Genomic DNA, 24,752 nt, shown 5'->3' with positions numbered 1-24,752 from the left:
TCTTTGCACTCGTTTTCTAAATCTCTGTTGAAGAAAAGGCGTTTTCAAGATGGTAGATTTACCGCTGAAAATCAGTGGGGCTTGCAGAATTCTGACGAGATGTCGCAACTGCAGGTTTAGTATGAATTATAAAACTTCAGTATGAAGAAAGTAAAGTCAATCTTTGCGTTATTTGTATTGTTTTTGATGTTTTCAGCTAGTAATAATCGGTTTCCTAAAACCGGATTGTTTGTCGGAGAAAAAGCTCCGAACTTTCAAATGACTGATTCCACCGCCGGGACTTTCGATTTGAGAGATCTGAAGGGCAAATATGTTGTGCTTAATTTTTGGGCTAGCTATGATGCTTCGTCGCGCATTTCAAATATAAGAATGCGGCAGGAGATCGAAAAATTGAATCATCAGAATCTTTCGTTTGTTTCGGTTTCGTATGACCCGAGCAGAGTCATTTTTGAAGAAACCGTCAAATTAGACGAGTTGGATAGAAATACGCAATTCTATGACAAGGAAGGGGAGTCTTCAGATATTTATAAGGCTTTCCGTCTTAAAAAAGGTTTTGGAAATTATCTATTGGATCAAAACGGGGTAATTATAGCCAAAAACTTTAGTCCTGAGAAGTTGACGGAATTGATAGGTCAATAATCCTTTATAAAAGAGATCGGATATTATTATCCGGTCTTTTTTCTTTATTAATCGGTATTTATCCTTTTTTCTGTTCCCTGTATTTGCTTGGTGACATTCCCATGACTTGTGTAAAAATCCGGGTAAAATAGAATGCATCCTCAAATCCGAATTTGTGACATATTTGATTTATTTTCATATCTGTGAAGTCGAGATAGTGACATGCTTCTTGAATACGTAAATGTGTGAAATATCGAAGTGGCGAATATCCGGTCTTTTTTTGGAATATAGATGATAAATGAGAAGATGATAATCCGGCATGAGTTGCTAAGTCTGATAATGTAATCTTTTTTTCTATATTTTCTCTCATATAGTGAATAATATCTTCGATAATGTCCATTTGTTTGTTTTGGGGTTGTGCACTTTCTCTGTATTCTCCCAAAAACTTCATAGATCCGAGAAAATAGAATAAGCTTGTAATTGCATAATAGAAATTATTTTTGCTATATCCTTTGCTTAATGTATAAAATATTTCTTCGAAAAGACGGAGACGCTCTTCAATACGAGAGTCGGAATTGGGAGTGATGTTTGTCGGTTTGTCAAATCCGTTTGCAAAGAATGATGCTTTTTCTCCATTGAAATGTATCCAATAAATAGTCCATGGGTCTTTGGAGTCGCTCCCGTATGAATGTGCTGTATTTTTAGGTAAGATAAAAAATTGGTTCGATTGTACCGAGTATTTATTCCCGTTTATGCTGAACCATCCGTGACCTTCAACACAATAAATCAATATAAATTGTTCCGCTTCTTCTTTTGTGCGTTCACGGTAATGATATGACGCTTGTGGATAATAACCTATGTCGGTAATATGCAGCTCTTTCCCTAAAACATCTTGAGCGATGCTATCGACAACTGCGGAAGGCAGAACTATAGCTCTTTCTCCTTTGAATCCGCTTTTTATTTTAGCCATAAGTTATGTGATTTAAGATACACTTTCGCAAATATATTGATAATTTTAATTTGTAACAAGCATGTATTCATTCTTTTAAGAGCTGTAATGTTATATAGTATATATTCATATAAAATTGATAAACAGAATAAAATTATCCATGTAAATAACATTTTTCTCTATGTTGTAGATAAAAAAAAAGCGTTCTCTTTGTATTGTTGAAATTTAATACTGAAAACCGATGAATGCACACAGTAAATTTTTTCTGTTTTTTATAGCCCTGGCTTCCGCAATGGGAGGATTTCTGTTCGGATATGATTGGGTTGTTATCGGAGGGGCTAAACCTTTTTATGAACAATTTTTCGAGATTGCCGATAATCCGTATATGCAGGGGTGGGCAATGAGCAGTGCCTTGATAGGCTGTCTTGTCGGAGCTTTAATAGCGGGGAAATTTAGTGACCGTTTCGGTCGTAAACCGATTTTGATTTTAGCCGCAGCTCTTTTTATTTGTACTTCTTTGGGTACAGGCTTGTGTAATAGTTTTACTATGTTTAATGTATTCAGGCTTATCGGAGGTTTTGCCATAGGAATTGCGTCCAGTCTTTCTCCCATGTATATAGCAGAAATTTCTCCGTCAGATGTGCGGGGGCGTTTTGTATCGATAAATCAGTTGACAATAGTGTTGGGTATATTGGCTTCTCAAGTGGTAAATTGGTTGATTGCCGAGCCTGTTGCCGAAGATGCTACGGGTGAAATGATCCGGTTGTCATGGAATGGCCAATGGGGGTGGCGTTGGATGTTTTTAGCCATGATTGTTCCGGCAGCTTTGTTTTTTGTAGTCGGATTCTTCTTGCCCGAAAGTCCTCGTTGGTTAGCTACGGTAGGGCGTAGAGATGCAGCTTTACAGGTTTTTGATAGGATTGGAGGGCGAGAGTATGCTCTTGCGGAGATGCGTGAGATAGAACATACTGTACCGGCTGAACCACAGGGCGGATTTAAGACATTGCTGTCTCCGTCTTTACGTAATGTATTGGTAATAGGTATTGTATTGGCCATGTTTCAGCAATGGTGCGGTATAAATGTGATATTTAATTATGCACAAGAGATATTTATGGCTGCCGGATATGGAGTTTCTGATGTACTGATGAATATCGTAATAACAGGAATAACAAATGTCGTCTTTACCGTTTTAGCCATGTTTGTAGTTGATAAATGGGGACGGAAAAAGCTGATGATGCTGGGTGCATTTGCACTGACGGTAATTTATGCGTTTATGGGTGCTGCATACTATTTTCATGTATCCGGACTTCCGCTGCTGATTATCGTTGTGCTGGCAATTGCATGTTATGCAATGACATTAGCTCCCGTTATGTGGGTTATCATTTCTGAAATATTCCCCAACAGAGTGAGAGGTGTCGCTATGTCTGTCGCTACATTCGCTTTATGGGCAGCATGTTTTATTCTTACTTATACATTCCCTATTCTGAATCATAGTTTAGGCGCTTACGGAACATTTTGGTTTTATGGTTTGATTTGTTTGGCCGGAGGAATTTTTGTTACGATAAAACTACCAGAAACAAAAGGCAAAAGTTTAGAAGATATAGAAAAAGAATTGATCAAAAAATAACACTATAAAGTATGGAAAAAATTACAGAATACCTGACCCGTTGTGAGGTTGGGGAAGGACAGGTACGTGCTTGGGAAGAAGATATTATGCTCCCTACGTATGGCATAGGAAAAGAAGAAAAAAATCCTATTTTTTTAGAAAAAAGAGTATATCAAGGAAGTTGCGGGTCTGTGTATCCATATCCCGTAGTTGAGAAAATAGAGGATGTAAAGTCTGAGAAGAAATACAAGGCTTTGTTCCTTGAAAACGAATATATCAAGATGATGGTTTTACCAGAGCTCGGAGGTCGTGTGCAAATGGCCTACGATAAAATCAAGAAACGTCATTTTGTATATTACAATCAGGTTATAAAACCTGCTCTTGTGGGACTTACCGGGCCTTGGATTTCAGGTGGTATAGAATTTAATTGGCCACAACATCATCGTCCTTCAACTTTTTTGCCTACTGATTATTCTATCGAAGAAAACCCTGATGGAAGTAAAACCATTTGGTGTAATGAAGTAGAACGGATGTTCCGAACGAAAGGGATGCATGGTTTTACTCTTTATCCCGGAAAGGCGTATATCGAAATAAAAGCTAAAGTTTATAATCGGACATCTTTCCCTCAGACATTTCTTTGGTGGGCCAATCCGGCAGTTGTGGTGAATGAACACTATCATTCGGTTTTCCCGCCTGATGTAAACGCTGTCTTCGATCATGGAAAGAGAGCTGTCTCGAGTTTCCCTATTGCTACCGGTGTGTATTATAAACAAGATTATTCTTCTGGTGTAGATATTTCGAAATATAAAAATATTCCGGTTCCGACTTCATATATGGCGATTCGGTCGAAGTTTAACTTTGTCGGAGGGTATGAGGAAGACAAAAAAGGGGGATTGCTGCATGTTGCCGATCATCATGTTTCTCCTGGAAAAAAGCAATGGACATGGGGGAATGGAGATTTCGGTGTTGCATGGGATCGTAATCTCACAGACGAAGATGGCCCTTATATTGAATTGATGACAGGCGTATATACCGATAATCAGCCTGATTTTACATGGTTACAACCGTATGAAGAAAAATCTTGGGTTCAGTATTTTATGCCTTATGCAGAGGTCGGATATGTCAAGAATGCTACAAAAGATCTGATTTTGAATGTTGACGTACAAGGGAATAATACTAAATTGATATTGTATGCTACGGGAAAACAACCGAAAGTGCGTGTTTTGGTGAAGGATGTAAGCGATAAAATATTGTTCGACAATACAGTGAATATATCACCGGCAGAGCCTTTCTGTGTCGAATTTTCGTCAAACGGGGTGCTTGCAGAAAATATGATTACGGATATATACGGTCAGGATGGAAAATTATTGCTTACCTATAAAGCCGATAAGGAAGAAATAAAGCCATTGCCGAATCCGGCAGAGGCAGCAAAAGACCCTAAAGAAATAGCTTCTATCGAGCAACTTTTCTTGACTGGGTTACATTTGGAACAATACCGTCATGCTACCTATAATCCGATGGATTATTATGAAGAAGCGTTAAGTCGGGAACCTGGAGATGTCCGTTGTAATAATGCTATGGGACTTTTATGGATGAGAAAGGGTGAATTTGCTAAAGCCGAAGTTCATTTTCGTACTGCAATAAAAACTCTTACACAACGTAATCCTAATCCGTATGATGGAGAACCTTATTTCAATTTAGGTTGGAGTTGCCGTATGCAGGGAAAGATAGACGAGGCTTATGATGCGTTTTATAAGGCTGCATGGAATGCCGCATGGCAAGATGCTTCTTATTTTGAAATAGCCCGAATAGAAACCATTCGGGGAGAGTATGAGAAAGCTCTCGAATCTGTTGAAAAGTCATTAACACGCAATTGGCATCATCACAAAGCTCGTCAGTTAAAGTGTTCTCTTCTCCGTAAGATGAAATACAATGAAAAAGCAGTAGCTTTTGCTGATGCTTCTTTAGAAATCGATTTTTTCAATATGGGATGTCGCTATGAACGTTATTTGGCATCCGGAGAAAATTCTGATTTGGAAAAATTGAAAGAGTTGATGAGAGACTGGTCTCACGGGTACATTGAATATGCTTTGGATTTTGTTGCAGGAGGGTTATATGAGGAAGCTGCAGGTTTGCTCGGATTATATCTTCAGGATGTCGAAAAAGTATATCCTATCATTTATTACTTATTGGGTTATATATGCATGAAACAAAGTAATCCTTTTTTGGCACAAGAATATTTTGTTAAAGCAGAAAAATGCGATTCGACATATTGTTTCCCTAACAGAATAGAAGAAGTCTTGATTTTGCAAGAAGCCGTCCGGCAAAATCCTTCCGATGCAAAATCCTTTTATTATTTAGGAAATTTTTGGTATGCTTCCCGGCGTTATGAGAATGCTGTATCTTGTTGGGAGCAGTCGGCAACAATTGATCCTGAATTTCCGACAGTATGGCGGAATCTTTCGTTAGCATATTATAATAAATGTAATAATCGAGAAAAGGCGGTTGCTGCTTTAGAAAAAGCTTTTGCTTTAGACAATACGGATGCACGTATATTGATGGAACTCGACCAGCTTTATAAGAAACTGGGACGTTCATATGCCGAACGGTTGATTTTCCTTGAGAAACATGTCGCGTTGGTCGAATCCCGTGATGATTTGGCTTTGGAACGCATCACTTTATATAATCAGTTAGGACGTTATTCCGAAGCAAAAGCTTTGCTTGCGGCTCGTAAGTTCCACCCGTGGGAAGGCGGTGAGGGAAAAGTGACAGGACAATATGTTTTGTGTCACGTAGAACTGGCAAAAGAAGCAATTTCTGCAGGACGGTTTGAAGAGGCTTTGGATTTGTTGAATAAAACAGAATCGTATCCGTACAATTTGGGAGAAGGAAAACTCGCCGGAGCAGAGGAAAATGATATCTATTATTATAAAGGATTGTGTTATCGTGAGCTCGGTAAAGAGAGCGAAGCTTTAAGTTGTTTTCATAAGGCGACAGTCGGATCTTCTGAACCTGCACAAGCATTCTTCTATAATGATCAACAACCTGATAAAATATTCTATCAAGGATTGGCATGGCGAGCTTTAGGTGATGAGAAAAAGGCTCGGAGCCGCTTTAATAAGCTGATCAAACATGGTGAGAAGCATCTTTTCGATAATTGTAAGATAGATTATTTTGCTGTTTCATTACCTGATTTGGCAATTTGGGAAGAAGATCTGAATAAGCGAAATCTCCTTCATTGCAACTATGTAATGGGATTAGGACATTTAGGTTTAGGGAACTTGGTGAAAGCAAGATCATTCTTTGAGGAAGTTCGGAAATTAGATGTAAATCACCAAGGAGGACAAATACATTTGAATATGTGCAATAAGTAGAAAGATTGTTTGATAAAATTATATCCTTGTGTTAAAGGTGGAAACAAAAAGATTGATATTATCTTTTTTTGTTTATTTTTCCTCTCAAATATTTGTCTTTATTTGAAGGAGAATCCACCTTTGGCAAGATATAATAGATAGGCGTGTTTTATATAATAAAGTATATTATATTTATAAATACCGGATTTGTACCATTTTAGGCTTATTTTATGAAAAGAAATATTTTGTTTTTGCTTCTGATATTATTCGGGCTTATTCCGGAGGGTTTTTCTCAGGAATATGTATTGGATTTAAGTGGGACATGGCAATTCGCTATGGACAGTAAGGATGTCGGTGAACAGGAGTGCTGGTTTGAAAGATCTTTGGAAGATGTTATTCTGTTGCCCGGTACGACCGATTTGGCAGGGAAGGGTATTCCGAATGAACTCTCTCCGGCTTTGGAAAAGCCTCAAATGTTACACTTGACTCGTCGTCATTCTTATGTAGGTCCGGCGTGGTATAGCCGGGAGATTGAGATTCCTGCATCGTGGAAAGGTCGGAACGTTTCTCTCTATTTGGAACGTGTTATGTGGCAATCTAAAGTTTGGATAGATGGGGTTGCTTTGGAGGGGGTACAAGAGAGCCTGACTACACCGCATCGTTTCGATTTACCATCAGATATTCGTACGGGGAAACATCGGTTGACGATCAGGATTGATAATCGCAAACAGTATGATATTTCGGTTAAAGATTTGGCGCATGCTTATACCAATGATACTCAGATTATGTGGAATGGTGTATTGGGACGTCTGGAACTTCGTGCGGAAAATCAAATCTCTGTTGAGGATGTTCAGCTTTATCCGAATGTATCTCAGAAAAAAGTGCGATGTGTGGTAACTGTGTCGAATTTTGGAAAGAAAGAAAAAAAAGGAACTCTTTCATTTAATCCGAAAATATTAACAGATGGAAGAGCATTGTCGTCACAGTTATTGACTACATCTTTTCGTCCCGGGAAAAATACTATAACGTATGATTATGATATGGGCGAAAATACTGTTTTATGGAATGAATTTTCTCCGGTTTGTTATCAGATGGATGTCATTTTGACACAAGGGAAAAAAATTTCTGCTTTTTCAGCCCGGTTCGGAATGCGTAATTTATCGACGTCGGGCTCTGTATTGATGAATAACGACGACCGCATTTATTTAAGAGGAACATTGGAATGTTGTATTTTTCCTTTAACAGGTACACCTCCTACTGATAAGGAAGGCTGGAACAAAGTATTTAGTGTTGCAAAAGCATACGGTTTGAATCATTTGCGTTTCCATTCGTGGTGTCCTCCTCAGGCAGCGTTTGAGGTAGCAGATGATATGGGATTTTATTTGCAGGTAGAGTTGCCTTTATGGTCTTTGACCGTTGGTAAGGATACGACAACCAACAGATTTCTTTATGAAGAGGCTGATAGAATATTAAAGGAATATGGTAACCATCCTTCGTTTTGTTTAATGAGTGTCGGAAATGAATTGCAACCGGACTTTGACTTTTTGAATAGTTTACGTTCTTATATGAAATCAAAAGACAATCGCCACTTATATACGACTACTACGTTTACTTTTGAAAAAGGTCATGGTGATTGGCCGGAAACCGGTGATGATTTTTTTGTGACGCAATGGACGAAAAAAGGTTGGGTTAGAGGACAGGGTGTTTTTAACGACGAATCTCCTTGTTTTGATAAAGATTATACATCTTCCGTTGACGGGATGAATGTCCCTCTTATTTCTCATGAGATAGGACAGTATGCCGTGTATCCTAATTTGAAAGAGATTGAAAAATATAAAGGTGTACTTGACCCTTTGAATTTTAAGGCGGTAAGGGCTGATTTGCAAGAAAAAGGATTGTTGTCTAAAGCCGATGATTATTTGAACGCTTCGGGAAAATTGGCTGCTATATTGTATAAAGAGGAGATTGAACGGGCTCTGAAAACACCCGGATTCTCAGGTTTTCAATTGCTCGATTTGCACGATTTCCCCGGACAAGGAACTGCTTTAGTCGGTTTGTTAGATGCATTTTGGGATTCTAAGGGGATTGTTGCTGCTGAAGATTTTCGTAATTTTTGTTCTCCAGTTGTTCCTTTAACTCGTTTCCCGAAAGCGATTTATACGAATAACGAGTTATTCGAGGCGACAGTGGAAATTGCTAATTATGCTGCTTCAGATATTGAAAATAAAAAAATTTCGTGGAATTTATTTGGTCCGGGTAGAAAATCTGTTGCATCAGGATATTTTGATGCAGCACACATTGAAAAGGGTAAAAATTCTGTTATAGGAAAGATTTCAGCGTCTTTAAATCAGGTTACGGTTGCGACTTGTCTTACTTTGGAAGTGGCTGTAGTGGAAACGCCTTACAAGAATAGCTGGTCGGTATGGGTGTATCCCGAAAATGTAGCTATAAATGCGGGAGATGTTTGCGTGACAGATAATTTGGAAAAAGCTCTTTCAGAGTTGTCAAAGGGTCGGAAAGTGCTGCTTTCACCTCCTGTTGGCGCATTAAAGGGTATAGAAGGCAAGTTTGTTCCGGTTTTTTGGAGTCCGATTCATTTTCCGAAACAAGCGGGAAGTATGGGGATTTTGTGTGATTCCGGACATTCGGCTTTGTCGGATTTTCCAACCGAAAATCATACCGACTGGCAATGGTGGCATTTGCTGAAAAACTCTAAAACGTTAGTCGTCGATTCTATAGCTCCGGTGTCTGCGATAGTAGAACATGTCGATAATTTTGCGAACAACAGGCGATTGGTTTCGGTCTTTGAGGCTACTTGCAATGGCGGTAAGTTGTTGTTTTCTTCTATGGACATTCTTTCGGAAAAAAATCGGAAATATCCGGAAATCCGTCAGTTGCTTTACAGCCTTTTGAATTATATGAATTCAGAAACTTTCAAACCTTGTTCAGAACTTCCTAAAGAAGATCTTAATAAGTTGGTAGATAGTGAAATACATGAAGTGAAATCGAGTAGTGCGACTTCTATATATTGAAAACATTTTTGATAAAACCTGAAGAAATGGATAGACCGAAAATTTGTCCATGTGCTTTGTGAAATTGTCCATTTTTTTATGCTTTTTATAGTCGTATTTTCGTGATGTAAACTTAAAAATCGGTAGTTATTTATCTTTAAATAATCATTGCCGATCTTATTCAGATATTTTTTAATTATAAATTTTTGAGCCATGAAACATTGTTATCTAAAACGAAATCTGAAATTTTTTACAGGATGTCTGTGTGCTTGGGCAATGTTCGCCCCTATGACAGCACAAATTTTGCCGGATGGAATGACCCGTTTGACACCGGAAGGTTTAGAGTTGGGTAGTGTTATGTCTGTTGCCAATCCATTGGGTCCTAAAGAACATGCCGTGAGAACAGAGAATTTTCTCTTTTTTGCCGGCAAGGATGCTGATCATGGCAGCGAGTTGTGGTATACAGACTTGACACCGGAGGGTACGAAGTTATTTATGGATATTATTCCGGGATCTGAGAGTTCCGAACCGAGCGGTTTGAAATGGGTAAACGGAAAATTGTTCTTTACGGCAGAAACCGCTGAATACGGACGGGAACTTTGGGTCTCAGACGGAACAGTAGAGGGGACGAAAATGGTAAAAGATATTTATCCGGGAAATATCGGTTCTCAACCGGGAAATATGGTTATTCTCGGGGATAAAGTTCTTTTTACAGCGAGGGATGAAGAAAGTGAAATGATGCCTGTTGTAGATCCTGAAACTCCTGAGAGTTGGATTTGGATATCTGATGGTACAGAAGAAGGAACAGTGCGTATCGCAAGCATTCCGATGAGGAGTTATTTTGAGGTAATGGGCGATAAGGCTTTTTTCGCAGGAGTTGATCTTGAGCATAACGAAGAATTGTGGATTACCGATGGAACACCTGAAGGAACAAAGTTACTGAAAGATATTAATAACAGACCGAGTGATGATGGTACATTCGGAACCGGTCCGGCAGGGATTGGAGCATTGCGTAATATCAATGATAAGATGGTGGTTTTTCGTGCTGAAACGGTAGCGGAACAAGTTGGTCAGGATTACGGGAGTGAAATTTGGTATAGCGATGGAACTCCTGAGGGGACTAAGTGGTTGGGATTCGATTTCGCCAAGGGAGAAGTTGGAGGTCTACCTGCGGCTACGGAATTTGCTTACCCGATAGCAATTGGTGATACGATTTATTTCCGAGCAAAGGACGGTATTCATGGTTGTGAGCCTTGTTTCTGGGATTTGACCAAGCCTATCGAAGATGGAGTAAATCCTCGTATGATTTATGATATTAATCATTGGGGTGGAAATGTTGCTTTGGATTCTTGGGGGTCGAATGCTGATTTCTTTGTATATCAAGGATATTTGATGATTCAGGCCAACGGAGGATATTATATGCCGGAAGATGTTAACCAATATGCTTCGGGATATAGTTTGTGGTTGGCTCCTACCGCTACTTTGGATACTTGTATTTATCAGCGTCAGTTCTGGGGTACAGAGATTGCTGCCGGAAGTTTGGCTGATAATTGCTCAAACTTCAGAGAAGTAAGCGGCAAACTGTTTTTTAAAGCACAAGATGAGAACAACAATAATGAATTATGGGTGATCGACGGTATTGAAAATGCCCCTGTTAAAGTTGTCGATTTACCGGATAACGGTTCTCCTACGGGATTTTATAATATTAATAATAATCTGTATTTCGGCTCTTCATCGACAAAAGCTCTTTACAAATATGATTTGGGAGGAACCAGTGCTATAGAAGATCCTGCAACGGTGGCTGTTAAGGTGACGGTTTACCCTAATCCTGCAACCGAAAGAATTTTCATCACGACACATCAGGATATAAAAACCGTACAAATTTATGATCTTTCGGGTGTACAGGTGTTGGAGACGGCAGCCGATAATATTGATGTTTCGGCTCTTAACGGAATCTATTTTGTGAAAATTGTATTAGCTGACGGACATCAAGTTGTTGAAAAGATTGTAGTTAAATAAATTATAAGATATGGGACTATAGTTCTTTACATAGTCCCATGTTTCTTAAAATAAGATTAGAAAAAGGTTTTCGAAAGGTACAAATGATTATTTGATGTGAAAAACCTGTTTCTACAGGTTTTTCTTTAGACCATTTTATTTTATAACTTAAATAGTTTTAACCATGCTAAGCCATAGAAAAATAAAGGCTTTGTTGTTATTGTTCATGATTATGCTTGTTATACCTGTTTATTCTCAGGTGATTACGGGTAAAGTGATAGATGCGAACAACAAAGAGCCGATTATCGGCGCTTCGATACAGGTGAAAGGAACAAGTATCGGAACAATGAGTGATCTGGACGGTCAATTTAAAATTACCGTGAAGGATAAAAATGCTTCTTTGCAGGTCTCTTATGTTGGGTATAAGACCGTTGTACAGCCTTTGAACGGGAAGACTTCTATTACGATTACTTTGCAGGAATCGACTCAAGAGTTGGATCAGGTCGTGGTTATCGGTTATGGAGTACAGAAAAAAAGCGATTTGACAGGGGCTATTGCTTCTGTGGACGCAGATGAGATAGCTAAATTACCGGCAACGAATGTCATGCATGCTATTCAGGGAAAGGCTGCAGGAGTTGAGATTGTACAGAATTCCGGAGCTCCGGGTGCCAGTTCTACAGTTCGTATTCGAGGTATGGGTACGATCAATAATTCCGATCCTTTATATGTGGTTGACGGAATACCGATGGATAATATCGATTATTTGTCTCCGGATGATATAGAATCTATCGAAATTTTAAAAGATGCATCTTCTGCGGCTATTTACGGTTCTCGTGCTGCGAACGGTGTAGTGCTCGTTGTTACTAAATCGGGTAAAAACAGCCAGAAAATCTTAAATGTGAATTTTAATGCTTATCTGGGATGGCAGGAGTCATGGAAAGATCCCGGACTAATGGACAAACAGGATTTTGCTTATTATTCCGACTTTGTGAATAATCTGAATATTGTTACGGATTATGATGCGGCTACAGGCCAGATGAAGGTAAAGCCGGAAACTCAAGAGTTGATAGATAAAGGGGTTGATTGGTGGGATGAATTGTCTCGTAGTGCATTAATGCAGAAATACAATATCTCATTATATGGAGGCAATGATAAATTGAATTATTATGTCAGTGGTAATTTTCAGAATACAGACGGTATTATAAAAGAGTCGAATTATGAACGCAAATCTTTTAACGGAAAGATGAATGCTAAATTGCTGAAAAATTTGTCACTTGGTACGAATCTTACTTATGCGCGTGAAGATCGCAGAGTTGTCGGAGAGGGAACTTGGGGTGTAATTAAGACAGCCATTAACTATAATCCGCTCACACCTATTTATGATCAGAATGAAAGTTATAATTGGACTACTCCGATCGAAAATCTTCGTCGTACGACTTATGATACCTATGTTAATACCTTTATTGGGCAAATAACATTGGATTGGGATATTGTGAAAGGATTAAAATATTCAACTCGTGCCAGTTATTCGAATTATGCTTCCGATCAAGAACAGTTTAACCGTTATAATGTAAATCCTGAAATTGTAGGAACTATAAAATATGATGTAAAACGTTATCCGACGACTACCGATAATATAAGTTGGGACAATATTTTGAATTATACGGCAAAATGGGGCGATCACGATTTTTCTGTGATGGTCGGTCAAACGCTGGAAACCTCGACAATGAAGCGTACATGGGCACAAGGTACAGGATATGGAGGGTATGATGATGAATTTAATGCATTGAACTTTGCTCAATTTTCTCAATCGACGTCTGGATATACAACTTCTTGGACTGCTTTAGGCCTTTTGGGACGTATTAGTTATGACTATAAAGACCGTTATTTATTACAAGCGAATTTCCGTGCGGACGCTTCATCCAGATTTTCGAAAAAAAATCGTTGGGGATATTTTCCGAGTGTATCTGCCGGATGGAAGATTAATTCGGAGTCATTTATGCAGAATGTAGATTGGATAAGTCTTTTGAAATTGCGTGCCGGTTGGGGACAGTTGGGTAATAATCGTATTGGAAATAATGCTTACGCCACTTATGTCGGGCAGCAATCAGCCACTTACATATATGGGGTGGGAATGCCTACAATTCAACCGGGTATGAGTATATCTTCATACGGAAATTCCGATATTCTTTGGGAACGTACTCAATCGACCAGTGTCGGACTTGATTTTAATGTTTTGGATAATCGTATCTCTACATCGGTCGATTATTTTATTAAGGATACACACGATATGTTGGTTGCTGTCCCTATTGTCTATTCGTCAGGGTACACTTCTACTCCGATGCAGAATGCCGGAAGCGTGAGAAATAAAGGGTGGGAAGTTCAGCTTTCTTATAAAGATCGTATAGGAGATTTTAATTTTGAATTGTCGGGAAATTTTACGAAAGTAAAAAATGAAGTGACTGCTTTAGGCGGAAATAATGATGCCATATATGGTGGAAATTTAGGCAGCCCCAATAATTTGGGTTATGTAAATAAAACGGTAGTCGGAGCTCCTATTGCTTGTTTTTATGGTTGGAAAACAGCCGGAATCATGACCGAAGCAGATTTCAATGAAGATGGTTCTCCTAAAGTTCCGGTATTTTCTTCTGGATCAACTTATACACCCGGAGATATGAAATTTGTAGATGTGAATGGCGATGGTGTAATCGATGACAGCGATCGTACATTCATCGGGAATCCTAATCCGGATTTTTATTACGGATTTAATATCAACATGGAATATAAGGGATTTGATTTGTCGATGTTTTTCCAAGGTGTTGCCGGAAATGAGATTTATGATGTGACAAAATATTTCCGTTATTCAAATGTGGCTTACAATGGAGTATGGGAAAACTTAAATTATTTGAGTTATTCAAATGTGGCGAAAGATTATTTCGATAAAGTTTGGAGGCCAGTTCCCGATCCTGCTAATCCTTCTTATCGGGATCATTGGGGTGCTAATTTGAATGGGACAGTGCCGTTACCCAGTTCGGACGGAACTAAAAATGAAATGAATTTCAGAAATTCTGATTTTTATATACAAGACGGTTCATATTTGAGGTTAAAGAATATTCAATTAGGATATACTTTCCCTAAAAAATGGGTAAACAAATTGTCTGTGAGTAATTTAAGAGTTTATGCTTCTGCTACGAACCTATTTACTATCACTAGTTATGATGGTTTGGATCCGGAGGTCGGTAAAACTTCAGGTCAAGAAAGTAATAATCTTTATTTGGGTATCGATCAAGGAGTATATCCTCAAGCGCGCTCTTATATGTTTGGCGTAATTATTGATTTTTAAATAATTTCGAATATGAAAAAGTTGATATATATTCTTTTAGCAATGTACCCGTTGTTTTTTTCGTCGTGTGAGGACTATTTTGAGCCTGAACAGACCGGATTGGTAGAAGGGGACGTTTTTTATAAAGATTTGAATAATCTGCGTATCGGATTAAATGCGGTTTATAATCTGATGCAATCGCAACAGTATCAGTTGAGTGAAATTATTTTCGGTGAGGCCATGAGCGATAATTCTTGGAATAAGCAAGATGTCGAAATTAATGAAATGGGGCAATTGGTTAATTTCCAGTTTAATACAGAAAATACGTATATCTTGCAACGTTATCAAATAAATTATCAGGGTATCAATAAAGCTAATCAGGTAATCAGATCGGCTCCCTATGTCGATTATCGGGCAAATGGTACGAGCGAAAAAGAGATACGTGAAGTTTTGGGACAGGCCAAATTGTTGAGAGCCCTTTTTTATTTTAATTTGGTGAAAACTTATGGCGGTGTATCGATACAGCCTGAAGATGTAGATTTGGGAAATATGGTAGTGCCCCGATCTTCTTTAGATGAGGTGTATGCTTATATCGAAAAGGATTTGCGTGAAGCAATTCTGATTTTGCGTAGAGGTCGTTATCAGTTAACTGAGGCCGGACAGATTGGAGTCGGCGGAGCTTTAGGATTGCTGATGAAAGTATTGGTATATGAAGCATCTCCGGGCGTAAAGTTGACATCGGTGGATAAGGAGCAAAAATGGCAAGAGGCACGGGAGATTGGAGAATTTTTTATTGAAGGTAAAAATTTGACTTATAATCAAATACTGAAATTCGATGAAAATTATCCTAATGAGTCGTGGGAGTCTTTGGCAAAACGTTTGGTATTAGATCCTTCGGCTACCAAAGAGACTGTTTTTGCAGGGCAGGATGTAGTAAGTATTCATCAATTGGATGAGTTCGATAAAATATTCCGGCTTGAGGGTGAGTTTTCTCCCGAATCGTTGATAGAAATAAATCATTATGATTATTCGGGCTCGGGAGTTTCGACAAATGAAAGTTGGCCGTGTGGAGGTTCTTTGATAAATTCGTTGGGAGGAACTTCTTCAACAATAGCTATTACACCGACATCTGATTTGAATAATCAATTTCAGAATGATCCTCGGAAATTGTTTACCATTACGGGGCGTACGCTCAGTGAATATTATAAACAAGAGGAGACATCTCCTCAAATCGGATGGTTTAATTATGGAGATGGGATGATTTTTGTTAAGTATTATATATTCCGTAGCGAGGGTTCTACAAACGGACGAAATTATCGTGTAATGCGTTATCCGGAGGCATTGTTGTTATTTGCCGAAGCATTAAATGAGACCGGCGATTCTCGTAAAGCGGTCGATTATGTGAATAAAATTCGTCAACGTGCTCGTAAATTGTTAGATCCGGATAATCCTAATTCTCAATATATATCGATTCCGGCAGCTAATTTTCAAGATGTCGCTTATGCTCCTTATGATGTTACGCGGGATGCTATCTTAAAAGAAAAACGAATAGAGATGGCAGGAGAATTTGACCGTTGGTTCGAAATTGCACGTTTGGGTATTTTAAGCGAGAGAATGGCGTCTGTATATAAAAATGCTCCGGTAGAACAACCGTCTGGAAAAATCAGAGAGCGAGGAAAATATTTCAGAAAAGGAGTAAACGAAATATTTCCTATTCCTCAGGAAGAAATATCTATTTCCAATGGGGTAATCGAACAGAATTTTGGATATTAAAATGGAGAGTAGTGTTATGAAAAAGATAAGAGTTTTATTATATAGCTTATTGGCTGTTCTGATGCTCGTTTCGTGCGATGAAAACGGTTATCTCCGGGATTTATATGTAGCGCCTAAGGCTGCTTTTGAAATAGAAAAAGATACTTATGATGTCTTTGAATCGGTTCATTTTGTGAATAAGGGTTCCGGACAGTATTATGTCGTTTATCCGGGAGATGCAAATCATGTATATAGAAAGGAGGGAGATACCGGTTTTGCCGCGGCTTCGGATGGTACGTTTTCTTATTCTTATCAAGAGCCGGGAACTTTTAATGCTGTATGGGTCGCTTCTTCGATTAATGAAAATGGAGAGCGGGAATTTCAGGTTGACTCGGTAACTGTTAAAGTAGTTGCCTTAGACGGGGGATTGGATAATTTGAGAATAAATAATATATACCGAATGTCGGAATATGCAGGAACGGTATATTATAGTTCGTATGGAGAATTTATCTCTTCGGATTCGTTGATCTGTCCGATATTGTTCGATGCGTGGAGAGATGCGACGTTTAATTCGATTAAGGCAAAACAATTGGTTAATTTTGAGTTATCGTCGAGCTTGGCGGAAATGTATTGGATTGATCCTGTAGGGGAAGAAAAGAAAATCGTTTCTGGTTCTACAGCTTCGCGAATTGTAGAATTTGTTCAGGATGGTAAACTGAAAATACAAAATTTTAGAGTTATTACGGCATCCGGAGTCATTTCTAATTATTATGTAGCTCCGGTTATGATTCCTAAAATGACGAAATTTTCTATTAATGGGGTAGAGGGGACTGTAACTCGTGATATTGCATATTATGACCGGTATAATATTACATTGCAATTAGCCGATGATATTGATTTAAGTAATGTGATTCCGGTTTTTGAGACGATGAACAATGATCCGAATTTGTTGGATGGAACAAATTGCCGTGTTACGATCGATGGTGTTGAACAAATATCGGGAGTTACTCCGGTCGATTTTTCGCAAGGAGACGTTACTTATACGATCGATTATAATTTTATGGGGAATAGTAATCCCAAGCTGACTCAACAAGCTCTGGTGACTGTTTCTGTTTCGCATTAAATGATATTGTTGAGAAATAATGTCTTCGTTGTCTTCTGATAGAAGCTCGGAGACATTATTGTTTAATCTTAATATTAAAAAAAAGAGCCATGAGAAGAATGTCTTTATTTGTTTGTCTATGTTTTCTTTTGCCTATATATGCATGGTCGGTTAGCGATAATAAAGCAAAACAGATTGCAGATATAAATTTTGAGGACGGTACAGCATCGGATAATTTAGGAAATGTTATTGCCGAAACATTAAATGGGGCTTCTGTAATATCTGATGATATACGGCAGGGAAAAGTGCTGAGTTTTGATGCTGATTTGAAAGGCTGCTTACAGTTGAAAGGGGATATATTATCGGATGAAATGACCATCTCTTTTTTTGGTAAAAGAGAAGATATCGATCCCAATGCAAATTGGCGGATGTTTTTAGCACTGTATGCCGATGACGGAAGCAATATCTATTTAACTCCTAAAACATCATGGGGGGACGATAGTTATATCGTTATCGATAATAAGCCTTATTCAACTTATCGTTCGATCGCAGGAGAACCTTTAGAAAATAACCAGTGGTATCATTTTGCTCTTGTTTTCAAAGGAATTCAAGTAAAATATTATGTAAATGGAAAGTTGTCGGGAGAGCTTGAAACGTTGCTGAATCTTTCAGATTTTAATATTTCAAAAATCTTTTTAGGATGTAATCCCGAGACAAGTTATTCGATGAGTGGGCGTATCGATAATATAAAAATATATCATACGGCTCTTGCCGTTAACCAGATTGCAGCACTTGCTGAAGATAAAGAGTTGCCAGAGCCTTCTGTTTCTGAGGACGGGGAAATAGCTTATGCGCGGTTTTCTTTTGAAACAGGATTGGAAGATGACATGAAGAATATTGAAAGTTCGTCTTTAAACGTGGAACGAACAAAAAATAATGTAAGAGGATATGTAGCCGACATTAAAAGTGATAGCCGAATGTCTTTGCAAATTGGCGATTTAATGAAAGAAGAGTTATCTTTTAGTTTTGTATATTTTAAAGATTTGTTTAAAGAGGAGGATGTCGGTAAGGTGTTAGTCCGTTTTCAAGGTCAAAATAATGATGAAGCTTTATTGCTTGTTTCACAAATTACTTCGGGGCAAGCCGTGTTTGAATTTAAGATTAGAGAAGACGGGGTTGTCCGAACTACTGGGAAAATGGCAACTGTTCCATTGTATTCCGGCAAATGGAACAGCATATCTTTGGTACAGGTTTTTAGTGCAGGAGGTAGTCCTTATTACCGAATATATTTAAATGGGGCTCTGGGAAAACAGATCGCAGGATATACGAATAAAGAAAACCCTTTTTCTCAGATCGATTTTGGTTGTGGAGAAAATACGTGTACCGGTCTTTTTGATGAGATAACTTTAGAAAAAAGTTCTCTTACTTCGGACGAAATTCGGGACTGGGATGCTGAATTCTGTGATTTTTCAGAATTTACGGTTTGTGTAGATCAGAAAAAGCAAACTATACGCAATTTTGGGGCATCAGATGGTTGGAGTACTCAATTTATAGGAAAATATTTTCCGGAAAATAAAAAAGAGCATTTAGCGGAGTTATTATTCAGTTGTGATACTTTATCGAATGGTACGCCTAAAGGTATAGGATTGTCTGCGTGGCGTTTTAATATAGGGGCAGGGACATCTGAGCAAGGAGCAGCCAGCCGTATTTCGGATGAAACACGTCGTACCGAATGTTTCTTGAATCCGGATATGACTACATATGATTGGACAAAACAAGCCGGACAGCAGTGGTTTTTGGAGAAAGCGGTAAAAACGTATAATGTGCCGGATATTATAGGTTGGCAAAATTCTCCCCCTGTCTATTATACAGTGAGAGGTTTGGGATTTCGGGAATACGGTGATGCGAAATCGACTATTTTGAAGAGAGAGCATTTCAATGATTTCGGGAAATTTTTAGCCGATGTTGTCTCCCATTTTAAAGAACAAGGAATTAACTTTAAATATATTAGTCCTTTGAATGAACCTCAATGGGAGTGGAATGCAACTTCTGACGGAGGAGTCGTATCGCAAGAAGGAACTCCTTGGACAAATCAAGAAGTTTCGGATGTAGTTAAAGCGATTGATGCAGAATTTGTAAAAAGGGGTATTGATACCAAGTTGTTTATTACAGAAGCTGGCTCTATAAATTATTTATTGAAAGAAAGTACGGGAGATTATGCAAATCAATTATATAATTTTTGGGATGATCGGTCTGATCTTAAGATAAAAGATCTTCCTTCGGTTTCATTTTATGTATCTTCTCATAGTTATTGGACAGATGCTTCTGCTACGGATATTGTAGAGAAGAGAAATGCGTTGCGAGATCAAATAGAAGAGACCGATCCTGAATTAGAGTATTGGCAAACTGAATATTCGTTGTTGGAAAATGGCTATAAGGCCATTCATAGCGGAGGTTCTTCCCGTACGTTATCTCCGATGGAATGCGGAATATCATTGGCTCGGATTATTCATAATGATTTAGTAGAGGCTGATTGTTCCGGTTGGCAATGGTGGACGACATTCGAAAAAGATGCAAGTAGTGGCAATGAAGAACGTTTTGCTCTAATTCGATATATTTTGAATAACCAGCAAACAGATGGTGTATACCGTCCTACAAAATTACTTTATGCTTTGGGAAATTTTTCTCGGTTTATCCGTCCGGGCATGAAACGGGTCGATGTAATGCGGTTGGATGGTCTCTCTGCCGCAGATGCAATTGCAAACCAAATGGTTTCGGCATATATCGATGAAATCAACCAGGAACTTGTAATTGTTGTGATAAATGCTTCGACACAATCCCGTTCGATACGTATGAATATATCCGGATTAAGTAATAATATGGGAATAACACACTTTACTCCCTATATTACGACTAATAATCTGAATGATGCTTTAAGACGAGGATCGGATATTGCTGTTACAGAGAATTATACGATGCCGGCGACATCAATTGTTACTTTTGTCGGTAAAATAAAGGATCTTTCCGATACCGGCATAATTGAATCTGTTAGCGATTCTCGGATTACTGTATATCCGAATCCTGCAAAAGATCAGGTTACCATCCGTTCGGAAGTTCCGGTCAATAAAATATCTTTAATTGATTTAAATGGTAAAATAATCTATTCTTCAAATCCGGATTCTGAGATAGCGGTATTACCATTAAATGGATTATATAAAGGTGTTTATGTATTGAAATTAAATACTGGAGAAGAAACTGAAATTCAAAAATTGATTGTCAAATAAATCGTAAGATACTCTATTTCGTTTGGATAATTGTCCATTCTATTTGAGGAAGGGTATTTTTATTTTTGCTGATAACAAAAAGAAGAATTTTGTTTATGAAAAAGGTGCTGTATTTAATTTGCTTTTTGGTTTATTGTTTTGGACTTGAGGCCCACCAAATGAAAGTTGCTTCATATAATATTCGGTTTGCGAATCGTAATGATTCGATTAATGGCAATGGGTGGGGGCAGCGCTGTCCTGTTATTGCCGATTTAATCCGTTATCACGATTTTGATATATTCGGGACGCAAGAAGGAAAGTTTCATCAGGTAAAAGAGCTGAAAAACAAGTTGCGGGGGTATGATTATATTGGAGTAGGACGTGATGACGGAATGAAAAGGGGAGAGTTTACTGCTATTTATTATAAGACAGATCGCTTTGAACTTTTAGATGAAGGAAATTTTTGGCTTTCTTCTACTCCTGATTATCCCAGTTTGGGATGGGATGCCGATCAAGTGCGTTTGTGTACTTGGGGAAAGTTCAAGGATAAGCAGACAGGTTTTGTTTTTATGTTTTTTAATTTACACGCCGATCATGTCGGAGTAAAATCCAGAGATGAAAGCGCTTCTTTAGTATTGCAGAAAATTAAGAAATCGGGAGGTAAATTGCCTGTTATCTTAACCGGTGATTTTAATGCGGATCAAAATAGTAGATGTTATATGACGATTGTGAATTCAAAAGTGTTATCGGATGCGTATGAATGTGCTGGTATACGTTATGCTGTAACGGGAACTTTTAATGCTTTTGATCCTAATAGAAAGACTACAACCCGTATCGATCATATATTTCTTACATCGCATTTTAGTGTTGATCGGTATGGAATATTGACTGATACTTATCGAATTCCTGTGAAAAACATGGAAAATGCATTTCAGGCACGTAATCCGTCAGATCATTTTCCTGTAGTTGCAATTATTGAATATAAATAGTAAGGTAAATTGATATACCTTGAAAATACACTCTTATGAAACGTTTAGTTTTTTTTCTTCCTTTTTTTCTGGTCGGACTTGCATTTCAGATGCAAGCCCAACCGGGATGTCATACAATTTCTTTAGATGGAATATGGTCATTTAAAGCAGATCCTCTCGGGATGGGTCTTCAGAGTAATGGATTGCAGATGTTTCCATCTCTTACCGAAACAATTACATTACCCGGTTCTACTGATGAGGCGGGTAAAGGGATTCGTACACAAGGACTCTCTTCTATACGACTAACAAGAATGTTTGAATATAAAGGTCCGGCATGGTATGAAAAAAAGGTCTTCATTCCGGAAGATTGGGCAGGGAAAGAGATTTCATTATTTCTTGAAAGAGTCCATTGGGAAACTAAATTATGGGTTAATGGAGCTTATGTCGGACGGGAAGAAAGTCTATCTGTTCCTCATATTTATACATTAGGAAAATTTTTGAAACCCGGAGAGGTAAATACAATACGTTTACGTGTAAATAATGACCTGATTTATAATATTGAATATAGCCATGCCATTAGTGCCGAAACACAAACTAATTGGAACGGCATTATAGGAAAAATAGAACTAAGAGCTACGGACAAAGTATATATATCGGATGTGCAGGTCTATCCCGATATTAAGGGCAAAAAGGCTCGTTTGGAGGTGACTTTCAATAATAGCGATAAGTTATCGTTGAAAGGTGATTTGGAAATTATGGGAAAAACTGCGGATAATCTTTTTGATATTCCAAAGAAAAAAATTCCTGTGACCGGAAATGATTCGCTTATCTTTATGGAGATAGATTTACCTCTTGGAGATCAGATCAGGACATGGGATGAGTTTGATCCGAATCTTTATCTGTTAAATCTTTCTCTGAATGTTAAAGCAGATAAAGAATCTTATTTCGATACGAAACAGGTCAAATTCGGAATGCGTGAGGTGGGAGTGAAAGGTACTCGTTTTACGATGAACGGACGTGAAATATTTATACGGGGAACTGTTAACAGTGCCGAATTTCCATTGACCGGATATCCGGTTATGGATGAATCGGGATGGTTACATATCCTAAAGACCTGTAAAGATTACGGATTGAATTGTGTTCGTTTTCATTCATGGTGTCCTCCTGAAGCAGCATTCAAGGTTGCTGATAGTTTAGGAATTTATTTGCAAATAGAGAACTCTGATTGGCGGTTTACGGTAGGAGAAGATAAAACTGTTAATGATTTTTTACGTCGTGAGGCAGACCGGATATTCAAAGAATACGGAAACCATCCTTCTTTTGTCTTTTTCTGTGAGGGAAATGAACTTTGCGGTTCGGGAGTAAAAGAATTTCTTTCAGAATCGGTAACTCATTGGAAACGAGATCCCAGACATCTTTATACAGGAAGTGCTGCATATCCTTATGTCCCTGAAAATCAATATAACGTTTTATATGGAGCACGCCCTCATAGATGGAAAGAGGGTTTAAAGAGTCGTTTTAATGTTGCTCCCTTGAATACTTTGTATGATTATTCGGAGTATGTAAAAAAATATCCGATACCGATGATTACACATGAAATAGGTCAATGGTGTGTTTATCCTAATTATGACGAGATAAAAAAATATACGGGAGTTCTTAAACCATATAATTATCAGATATTCAGGGAATCGTTGCGGGATCATCATATGTTGGATTTAGCTGAGGAGTTTACACGTGCATCCGGTAAATTTCATTTAATACAAAAAAAAGAAGAATTCGAATCTTATTATCGTACACCGGGTATGGCTGGATACCATTTGTTGCAATTGAATGATTTCCCGGGCCAAGGAACTTCACCTGTAGGTGTGGTCGATGTTTTTTGGGATCCGAAACCTTATGTTACTGCAGATGAATTTAAAAGCATGGTTTCCCCTTGTCTTCCGTTATTGTTGACTTCTTCGTTTGTTTGGACAAATGATTCGATTTTTACCGGAGAGGCACGTATTGCGAATTTCGGAAAATCGGATATAAAGAAGGCTGTACTGAAATGGACGTTGAAATATCCTGATGGCAAGGTATATGCTCAAGGAAAGCTCCCGGCAAAAGATATACCGATCGGTAGTCCGCATTCATTAGGTAAAATAAAAATTTCTCTGAAAGGAATCAAAAAAGCGGAACAGATGAAACTTATTTTTGATATTTCAGGAACTTCATATCGGAATCAATGGAATATATGGGTATATCCTTCTGTATTGCCGGAGGTGAATGTCCTTTCTGAGATAAAGATCGTAAATTCATGGAATGCAGAAGTGAAAGAGTACTTGAAGCAAGGAGGAAAAGTACTTTTACTTGCAGATACTGCAGATGTCCGTACTACGGTTTCATCATGTTTCTCCGGGATTTCATGGAATGCAGTCTGGTCTGGTATGCCTCCTGAATTATTAGGTATTTTGTGCAATCCTTCGCACCCGTTATATGCATATTTCCCAACGGAGTTTCATTCTAATTGGCAGTGGTGGGATTTGGTTATTCCTTCTAAATTGATGAATCTTGATCATACACCTTCGACTTATAGGCCGTTGTTGCAGATGATTCCCGATTGGAATAAAAATAATAAGCTGGGGTTAGTCGCTGAAGCCAAAGTCGGGAAAGGAGAATTATTGATCTGTACGATCGATTTGCTCCGGAATATGGATAAAAGACCAGTCGCACGGCAATTTTTATATAGTTTGAAGAAGTATGTAAGCAGTCCTGATTTTCATCCGGAAGAAGAACTGTCCGAACAGGCTGTCGATGTATTGTTTAATTAA

Annotated in this window: 12 protein-coding genes; 11 read left to right on the top strand and 1 reads right to left on the bottom strand. The window is 38.2% G+C overall.

The annotated features are described in order from the left end of the window. Positions 1 to 141 precede the first annotated feature (141 nt). Positions 142 to 639: a peroxiredoxin family protein gene (locus tag AC1WHX_RS00305; RefSeq protein ID WP_122337431.1), complete on the top strand. Its 498-nt coding sequence runs from the start codon at positions 142 to 144 to the stop codon at positions 637 to 639. Between the two features lie 58 nt (positions 640 to 697). On the opposite strand, the gene AC1WHX_RS00300 is transcribed toward AC1WHX_RS00305, so the two are convergent. Further along, entirely contained in the window at positions 698 to 1,588 is an 891-nt protein-coding gene (locus AC1WHX_RS00300; protein ID WP_022602899.1) for an AraC family transcriptional regulator, read from the bottom strand. A 220-nt stretch (positions 1,589 to 1,808) separates the two neighbouring features. Between AC1WHX_RS00300 and AC1WHX_RS00295 the strand changes: the two genes are divergently transcribed. The 10 genes from AC1WHX_RS00295 (at position 1,809) to AC1WHX_RS00250 (ending at position 24,752) form a co-directional block, all read left to right on the top strand. Beyond that, positions 1,809 to 3,194: a sugar porter family MFS transporter gene (locus AC1WHX_RS00295; protein WP_009316670.1), complete on the top strand. Its 1,386-nt coding sequence runs from the start codon at positions 1,809 to 1,811 to the stop codon at positions 3,192 to 3,194. A gap of 11 nt (positions 3,195 to 3,205) precedes the next feature. Further along, complete coding sequence (locus tag AC1WHX_RS00290) at positions 3,206 to 6,547, top strand: DUF5107 domain-containing protein (protein ID WP_303116718.1); 3,342 nt, start codon at positions 3,206 to 3,208, stop codon at positions 6,545 to 6,547. Between the two features lie 209 nt (positions 6,548 to 6,756). Beyond that, positions 6,757 to 9,558: a sugar-binding domain-containing protein gene (locus tag AC1WHX_RS00285; RefSeq protein ID WP_122337434.1), complete on the top strand. Its 2,802-nt coding sequence runs from the start codon at positions 6,757 to 6,759 to the stop codon at positions 9,556 to 9,558. Between the two features lie 192 nt (positions 9,559 to 9,750). After that, complete coding sequence (locus AC1WHX_RS00280; protein ID WP_481228788.1) at positions 9,751 to 11,556, top strand: ELWxxDGT repeat protein; 1,806 nt, start codon at positions 9,751 to 9,753, stop codon at positions 11,554 to 11,556. A 163-nt stretch (positions 11,557 to 11,719) separates the two neighbouring features. Next, positions 11,720 to 14,878, top strand: coding sequence for a SusC/RagA family TonB-linked outer membrane protein (locus tag AC1WHX_RS00275; protein ID WP_481228787.1), 3,159 nt, complete (start codon positions 11,720 to 11,722; stop codon positions 14,876 to 14,878). A 12-nt stretch (positions 14,879 to 14,890) separates the two neighbouring features. Further along, positions 14,891 to 16,630 carry a RagB/SusD family nutrient uptake outer membrane protein gene (locus AC1WHX_RS00270; RefSeq protein WP_481228786.1) on the top strand — a complete coding sequence of 580 codons (1,740 nt, stop codon included), beginning with the start codon at positions 14,891 to 14,893 and terminating at the stop codon, positions 16,628 to 16,630. A 16-nt stretch (positions 16,631 to 16,646) separates the two neighbouring features. Beyond that, entirely contained in the window at positions 16,647 to 17,732 is a 1,086-nt protein-coding gene (locus tag AC1WHX_RS00265; protein ID WP_122337460.1) for a hypothetical protein, read from the top strand. An 89-nt stretch (positions 17,733 to 17,821) separates the two neighbouring features. After that, positions 17,822 to 20,995: a glycoside hydrolase gene (locus tag AC1WHX_RS00260; protein WP_270214268.1), complete on the top strand. Its 3,174-nt coding sequence runs from the start codon at positions 17,822 to 17,824 to the stop codon at positions 20,993 to 20,995. A 95-nt stretch (positions 20,996 to 21,090) separates the two neighbouring features. Next, positions 21,091 to 21,963, top strand: coding sequence for an endonuclease/exonuclease/phosphatase family protein (locus AC1WHX_RS00255; RefSeq protein WP_270214267.1), 873 nt, complete (start codon positions 21,091 to 21,093; stop codon positions 21,961 to 21,963). A 35-nt stretch (positions 21,964 to 21,998) separates the two neighbouring features. Then, entirely contained in the window at positions 21,999 to 24,752 is a 2,754-nt protein-coding gene (locus tag AC1WHX_RS00250; protein WP_302544898.1) for a sugar-binding domain-containing protein, read from the top strand.

The sequence above is a fragment of the Coprobacter sp. genome (assembly GCF_982436375.1).
This window is presented reverse-complemented; position numbering and strand designations above follow the sequence as displayed.

Coding starts and splice junctions, on each gene's coding strand:
- AC1WHX_RS00265 (WP_122337460.1), top strand. CDS start 16,647: ATGAAAAAGATAAGAGTTTTATTATATAGCTTATTGGCTGTTCTGATG.
- AC1WHX_RS00270 (WP_481228786.1), top strand. CDS start 14,891: ATGAAAAAGTTGATATATATTCTTTTAGCAATGTACCCGTTGTTTTTT.
- AC1WHX_RS00250 (WP_302544898.1), top strand. CDS start 21,999: ATGAAACGTTTAGTTTTTTTTCTTCCTTTTTTTCTGGTCGGACTTGCA.
- AC1WHX_RS00255 (WP_270214267.1), top strand. CDS start 21,091: ATGAAAAAGGTGCTGTATTTAATTTGCTTTTTGGTTTATTGTTTTGGA.
- AC1WHX_RS00295 (WP_009316670.1), top strand. CDS start 1,809: ATGAATGCACACAGTAAATTTTTTCTGTTTTTTATAGCCCTGGCTTCC.
- AC1WHX_RS00275 (WP_481228787.1), top strand. CDS start 11,720: ATGCTAAGCCATAGAAAAATAAAGGCTTTGTTGTTATTGTTCATGATT.
- AC1WHX_RS00285 (WP_122337434.1), top strand. CDS start 6,757: ATGAAAAGAAATATTTTGTTTTTGCTTCTGATATTATTCGGGCTTATT.
- AC1WHX_RS00280 (WP_481228788.1), top strand. CDS start 9,751: ATGAAACATTGTTATCTAAAACGAAATCTGAAATTTTTTACAGGATGT.
- AC1WHX_RS00290 (WP_303116718.1), top strand. CDS start 3,206: ATGGAAAAAATTACAGAATACCTGACCCGTTGTGAGGTTGGGGAAGGA.
- AC1WHX_RS00260 (WP_270214268.1), top strand. CDS start 17,822: ATGAGAAGAATGTCTTTATTTGTTTGTCTATGTTTTCTTTTGCCTATA.
- AC1WHX_RS00305 (WP_122337431.1), top strand. CDS start 142: ATGAAGAAAGTAAAGTCAATCTTTGCGTTATTTGTATTGTTTTTGATG.
- AC1WHX_RS00300 (WP_022602899.1), bottom strand. CDS start 1,588: ATGGCTAAAATAAAAAGCGGATTCAAAGGAGAAAGAGCTATAGTTCTG.